Raw genomic sequence first — 7,485 nt, forward strand, 5'->3', positions numbered from 1 at the left:
TTTAGGGAGATTGTAGCTCTTTTCCAACACTCTTTCACTCCGTTTACCCTGCGCTCTCTGCGTGGTATACTTTTTATCACGCAGAGTTCACTGAGACAATGGGAGTTTTTACATCAGGTATAACAGTTGAATCAAATTCTATCACTATTGTTATAATTAGCAGGGATATAGTTGACAAATGATTCTTCAACAGTTATTTTCGTTATATATATATCATTAATTTAATGGAAAAAACATGAGTGATAAATCCCCTGTTACCAAACAGCCAGTTATTCTTGCAGTTGATGATAATCTCCAAAATTTACAGGTGATTGGAAATGTAATCAATGATAATATCTCCTGTGATCTTAGAATTGCAAAAAGCGGAACCGAAGCGTTAGAACTCATTGAGAAATTCATTCCTGATTTAATTCTTCTTGATGTGAATATGCCCCAGATGGATGGTTTCACGGTATGCCAAAAGATTAAATCCATAGAGATGGTTAAAGATGTTCCCATTATATTCATAACCGCTCGTGGTGATAACGATAGTATCATCCGTGGGTTTGAAGTTGGAGGTGCAGACTATATTGTTAAGCCATTTGATCCTATGGAATTGACTGCACGAGTGCGCACCCATCTTGAACTGCGACTTTCACGGCTGGAATTAATGCGTATAAACAGGGATCTTAAAGAAAGAAATGAAAAGATGGAGAATGACCTCAGAATTGCTCAAACGGTTATGAAAAGCCTGATTTCAATGAAAAAACCGGAATGTGAAGGCATTGATATTGAATTTAGATATATACCTCTGGATAAGGTTGGCGGAGACTATTTTAAAGTCTTTCCCATGTCACAAAGACAATGTGGAATCTTTTTAGGTGATGTTACTGGCCATGGAGTTGCAGCAGCCCTCTTCTTATCTTTAATTAAATCAGTAACTGATCACATTCAGGCTGAAAACGGCACCATGCCAGCCCAATTTCTCCACATGCTTAACCTTGAATTAAAAGGGAAGATGACATCATATTTTATATCCTGTTTATATTTGTACATCATACCGGAAGAACCAGGAAAATTTCAACTTATTCTTGCAAATGGTGGTCATCCAAAACCAATACTTATACGAAATGGGAATGCATCTTTCATTGGTGAAATTAATCCTGTTGTAGGCATCATGAGTAATATTACATTTCAACAAAAGACATTACCGTTATATAGCGGCGATAGAATTTTTCTTTATACGGACGGAATTCCTGAAACTCGCAACGACAAAAATGAAATAATAGGATTTAAAGAAAACCTTCTGAATTTGTTCATGCATTCCAATACCCCACATCTTAGCAATACATTAGATGGAATATTAAACGAATTGGCAAATTTCCGTGATGGAATGGATGTAGACGATGACATTACTATTATTGGATTGGATATTCTATAATTCATTACACTCTATGATATTAATTACTTGCCAGACATGATTGATGAATAGGTGACGACCCTGTTACGGCCAAGTTCTTTTCCTCTATAGAGTGCAGCATCTGCTCTGTTAATCATACTATCAACACCCGTGAGCGTATCATACTCTGATATACCAAACGTCATTGTGATCTCTATTTTATTTTCAGAATAATCAATTGAAGTGCTTTCTACGATACTGCGGATTTTTTCTGCAAGCTTAGCAGCACCTTCTTCACCTGTTTCAGGGAGCAGGAACATAAATTCCTCCCCACCCCACCTTGCAAGCACATCCTGTGCTCGTATTGCTTCCTTCAGTATTTTAGCAAGATTTGAAAGCACTATATCACCACACTTATGCCCAAATGTGTCATTAATTTTTTTAAAGTGATCAATATCAGCAATAATCACTGCAAACGTTGATTTACTTCTATTTGCTCTGTTAACCTCTTCGTTGATTTTTTCCATAATGTGAAGGCGGGTAGCAAGACCGGTAAGGTAATCTGTCCTCACTGATTCATTTAATTCTAGAGATTTTTTTAAAAGCCGCTGACTTACTAATTCAAGTGATTCGGCATACGTTTCTAGTTGTTCACGTGCTTTTAATAGCTCCATCTGGTTTTTTATTCTGGCATTTAGTTCAAGTGGATTGAATGGTTTTGCAATATAATCTATGCCTCCTGCCTCAAAACCTTCTACAATGCTATTGGTATCATTGCGTGCTGTAATAAAAACAATAGGAATATGTGATGTTTCCTCAATTTGCTTTAAGGTACGGCAAACACTATATCCATCAATGCCGGGCATCATAATATCCAAAAGAATCAGGTCGGGTAAAGCATTTCTGGCTATTTCAATGGCTGACTCACCTTCTGTTGCCACAATAATTTCGTATTTATCTTTCAGAAGGTCACCTAAAATTGTGATGTTTGCCGGTGTATCATCAACTATCAAAATTTTCTTCATTGTCCAGCCTCTTGTATAACTTCATAAATTCCTATATCAGCAATAAAAGCCTTGAGTATTTCCTCAGCTTTCTTAAAATCAAACTGTTGTATCCTAGTTTGAAGCAAATTAAATTCTGGAACATACTTCCCCGGGAAGTACTGTAAAAGTGAGTTAAAAGTAGTCAATGCTTCAAATCGGTTGTTTTTTAAATCGTCAAAAAGTTTTTTTAATATAGGAGCTATCGCCTCTTTATTATCTTTAAATATTCTTTGCAATTCATTGCTTTTATTATCAATAGTATTTACATTTTCATGAGATAAAGAATAAGATATCCTTAAAGCATTATCAACCTTTTTATTTGAAAGGAAACAATCTAAGGTAAGGAAAAGATCCTGGGGTACTATTGGTTTTGCTATATGGCCGTTCATGCCACTGCGAATACTTTGCTCACTGTCTCCGGAAAGTGCATGAGCAGTCATTGCAATTATTGGCAGATTTGCATATTTATTGTTTCTACGAATGATTTTAGTTGCTTCAAATCCATCCAGTTTGGGCATTTGAATATCCATAAGTACCAGGTCAAATCCATCACTGTCGCTTTCTAGTATTTCAATAGCCTGTCTCCCGTTTTCTGCACATACCACCGCTACACCCGTAGTTTTTAAAATTTCTATTGCCACCTGTTGATTAATAATATTATCTTCCACCAGCAGTATTCTTGCACCAGGGAATGAATAATTGACAGCATTATTTGCTTGCGGAACATTTTTATCTTCACCTGCCTCTGCTTTATAAACTTGACTCAACGTATGTGCCAGCTGATCAACTGTGAGCGGCCGTGAAAAAATATTTTGCAATCCACTGGCCTCAGGAATTCTCTTGATTTGTTGTATAACAGTTGCCGAAGAAAATAAAATTATTTTTTTTAAAACACTATCTTTTAATCTTGATATGGTAGTAAATAATTCTTTTGTTTTTCCAGTAGCATTTCCAAGATTAATCATTATAAATATATAATGTTCAACATCATCGCTAAGTAAAATTCTTGAAGCAATATCACGCGTTTCTATTGTATGCGAAGTAAGGCCCAGTGCCAAGCAATAAGTATTGTAAATTGTTGCTGATAGGGGATTATCATCAACAATCAATACCTGCTTACCCTGTAAGTGTGATACTTGAGGAGATGATGATGCACCTTGATGCACTGCAATTGGAAGTGAAAAAGAAAATGTACTGCCTATGCCTTTTGTGCTTTCCACTTTTATTTTGCCACCCATAAGCTGCACCAGATTTAGGCTTATAGCAAGCCCAAGTCCTGTGCCTCCAAATCTCCGTGTGAATGATGAATCACCCTGAGTGAATGGACTGAATAAATACTGCAATTGATCCTGCGAAATACCTATGCCAGTATCAGATACCGAAAATTTTATATTACCCAAACCAACAGTATTATGTTCTTGTTCAATACGTACAACAATATGTCCTGCTTCTGTAAATTTAATTGCATTTCCAATTAAGTTTATCAGAACTTGCAAAAGACGTGTGGGATCACCTCGTAGCATTTTTGGTAAATCCGGATCAGCAAAAAAAAGAAGTGCAAGTCCACGCCTTTCCGCTTCTTCAGCAAAGAAGACTGAAAGCGAATTGAGAAGTGATTCAAGGGTGAAATCAACTTTTTCAAGCTGAATACGCCCTGCATCAATCTTTGAGAAATCTAAAACGTTGTTGAGTATATCTTGAAGAATTCTTGCAGCACCCTGTATCTTTTTTACGTAATCTGCCTGTTTTTCAGTAAGTTCTGTTTGTGATAATAAATGCGTTAGTCCAATGATGGGATTCATAGGAGTTCTGATTTCATGACTCATATTGGCTAAAAATTCAGACTTGGCAACTGCAGCTGCTTCGGCTTCTTCCTTTGCTTTCATTAATGCTAATTCAGATTTGCGCCTTTGGGTAATATCGCGAAAACTCCATACTCTTCCTACCACCTGGCCTTCAAAACGCTGTGGGATTGAGATGCGTTCAAAGATACGGCCATCCTTGAAATGTAATTCATCAAGGCTTTCCTTCTGAGGGGTAGCATATACTTCGCGTATTTTATTTATGAATGCTTCTGGATCATTGAGTTTATTCATCACTTTTGATAATAATGTATCATCCATGCCTCCCTGTACTTCAGATTCATTCAGACCCCACAGTTGCAAAAATTTTTTGTTATATGCCAAAACCCTGCCATCGTTAGTAATAACTAAAATGCCATCTGCAGTTGAATCCAGCGTTGCTTCCAGCAATGAAAAAGAATGAGCCAGTTGTGATGTTCGTTCTTCTACTTTAAATTCCAAATGCTGTGAGAGCTCCTCTGCTTTTATAAAGGCACTTGAGAACCTTCTGGAAAGAAGAAAGGATTGTACAAAAAAGAAGGCATAAAGCCCAAATGGAACTACATATGCAGTAGCTATAATACGGTAACTGTAAAGAATATCATTGAATGTTGCAGCAAAGAGTATAAGGCTTCCTATCACAAAAAGCAAAGCAGCTTCTCTTTTCCTGATTACAGCAAGGATGAGGCAATAGATAAAATAAAGTACCATAATTCCAACAAATGCATTGAAAAAGATAAGCGTTTTGGCATAAAACATTACTGGTAAGCTAAACACTATTATGATGAAAACAGCACAAACTGCAAGTATAGCGTTTACAACAAATTTAGAGATTTCCCTTGGATACAGTGAATGGATATAAAGCCCAAGGGTAGCAACAGAAAAATAATAAAAAATATATTCAGCAGCTGTTCCAATGTGCCAATCAATGATTGGCCATCTGTAAGCATATCCTTCTCCTGTAACAAGAAGCCTTCCAGTTGTACTCAAACAGAAGAGTGCAAAGTAGAGGGTGGAACGATCGCTTCGCCGCAGATAGTATACACCAAGATGATACATTGCCATAAGAAGGATAGCTCCAATGAGAAATATATCTTTTACCAGGTTTCTTTCAAAAATAGCGGCAACATCGCTGGTGCTGCCAATAATGATACTGTCACGAATTCCAGGTCGTGGATAGTGAAAATTAGAAAGGTGAAATACAATATCAACTTCCTTGTCTGTATGAATATCCACCATAACGGGTGCATAGTATTGAGGTAAAGATGTTTCTTTTGTTGTTCCTACTATTCCGTTTTCATACTTTTTTTTGCCATTAATAAAAAGCCGATACGCAGTATCAATAGGAGGCAATCGTAATGCAAGTTCATGGTTGTAATCCAGTGGAAGGAGTATCTTCAATCGGTAGGAAGCAACACCCTCAGAAGGCAATTTTTTCCCCATACTATATTTGCCATCCCAGGTTGAAGGAACACTAAGAAATTGTTCATCAGCAAGACTGTTCTGTGTTATTTTATGCTGATGTATAAAAGTACCCCAAACAAATTCCCACGTACCATCAAGCTTTACAGGCCCATCTGCTTGCGGATTCCATGTACGTAAATCCATGACTCCATTATGTGCTACAGGCGCAACTTTTTCTTGTTGGGTTGGAGCACATCCAATCACAAAAATTAGAAGAAGAATAAATGCAGTTATGCCATATTTATTGAGGGAGCTCATTAACATTTGCCCCCATTTTTTTCTAATTCCCCCAATTTTTTTGTTATCTGGTCAAGCTCTTCCTTTGCTTTGCTGAAATCATAATTTCTCAAAGCTTTATTAAGTTTATCCATTTCTTGAGGTATCAAATTACCAATCATATTGTCTAATTCATCAAAAGCTGACAGTGCCTCAAATCGTCTGCCCTGGAGTAGTTCATACAGCCTATTAATGTGATGATTAATTGTAGTACTATCAAGTGTTGTAGCAGGATGGTAATTACGGTTTTTATCATCACGCAAGAGAATATCTTTATTTTTTAAAATTTTCGATAGCTCCTTATAAAAAGATCCAAGTTGTGCATCAGCATTTTTTCCTTCTTTAAGATTCATTTCCACATCTGTGGCAATAGTATAAAGAGCTATCGCACCTATATTTCCACCTGCTCCCCGGATAGAATGTAGTAGCAATTGAGCATTTTTACTATCTCCAGATGAAATTAGATGTTCTAATTTTTCAGCAGCATCTTCAAAAGTATTACAAAATTCAAGAATAATCCTTTTCAGTAAATCTTTATTTCCTCCCATACGCCTGAGCGCACTTTCCACATCAATACCATCAAGATTTAACAAAACCGTATCCATTGTATTTTTCAATGGCTTTATATTTTTGTTATCTGTTTTTTCTGATGTTTTTAGCAAATTGCCAAGAGTATCAAAAAGTTTTTCCGGATTGATTGGCTTTTTTATATAGCCGTTCATACCAGCTGACATACAAGCAGCCACATCTTCTGTAGTGGCATAGGCTGTAGTTGCTACAATAGGTATATTTTGCTGTAATTTTGTTCTGATGATTCGTGTAGCTTCAAGGCCGTCCATCTGCGGCATCTGCACATCCATAAGAACCAGATCGAAATTTTCACTTTCAACCATTTTAATAACTTCATTTCCATTTCCAGCATATTTAACTGAAAATCCAATACTTTCAAGAATTCCCCCAATAACTTCCCTGTTAATGGAATTGTCCTCAGCTACCAGAATCTTTTTCCCTTCATAGGTTAATTTGAAATGGTCTTCAGTAATACCTGATGCAATAATAGAACTGCGTGTATTTTTTTCAGCTGGTACTAACGGTAGGATGAAATAAAAACTACTACCCTTTCTTGGATTGCTATCCACTCCTATGCTTCCGCCCATCTTTTCCACAAAATTTTTACATATTGAAAGCCCAAGTCCCGTTCCACCAAAGCGACGCGTAGTAGAAGAATCTGACTGAGTGAAAGACTGAAAAATCTTTGACATGTCATCTTTTGTAAGGCCAATGCCGGTGTCAGAAACAGTAAATTTAATATTTTTGCCATCTGCCAATTTTTCAATTGTAACGTTAACATCTCCTTTCTCAGTAAATTTTATTGCATTTCCAATAAGGTTTATTAACACTTGCTGAATACGAAGAGGATCGCCCCTTAAATCCATAGGCACATCAGGTGCTACGTCAAAATGAAGATTCAATCCTTTCT

Annotated in this window: 4 protein-coding genes; 1 reads left to right on the forward strand and 3 read right to left on the reverse strand. The window is 36.7% G+C overall.

What is annotated here, in order from left to right; genetic code table 11:
* Positions 1–235 precede the first annotated feature (235 nt).
* Complete coding sequence (locus N3F66_14190) at positions 236–1,420, forward strand: fused response regulator/phosphatase (protein ID MCX8125294.1); 1,185 nt, start codon at positions 236–238, stop codon at positions 1,418–1,420.
* 23 nt (positions 1,421–1,443) lie between these two features.
* On the opposite strand, the gene N3F66_14195 is transcribed toward N3F66_14190, so the two are convergent.
* The 3 genes from N3F66_14195 to N3F66_14205 all read right to left on the reverse strand — a co-directional run.
* Positions 1,444–2,403, reverse strand: coding sequence for a diguanylate cyclase (locus N3F66_14195; GenBank protein MCX8125295.1), 960 nt, complete (start codon positions 2,401–2,403; stop codon positions 1,444–1,446).
* Entirely contained in the window at positions 2,400–5,987 is a 3,588-nt protein-coding gene (locus N3F66_14200) for an ATP-binding protein (GenBank protein ID MCX8125296.1), read from the reverse strand. The genes N3F66_14195 and N3F66_14200 overlap by 4 nt, the downstream gene beginning before the upstream one ends.
* Positions 5,987–7,485 (reverse strand): ATP-binding protein (locus N3F66_14205; protein ID MCX8125297.1); only part of this gene is annotated, 1,499 nt, incomplete at its 5' end. The genes N3F66_14200 and N3F66_14205, both read right to left, overlap by 1 nt.

This window comes from Spirochaetota bacterium (genome assembly GCA_026414805.1).
GTDB lineage: Bacteria > Spirochaetota > UBA4802 > UBA4802 > UB4802 > UBA4802.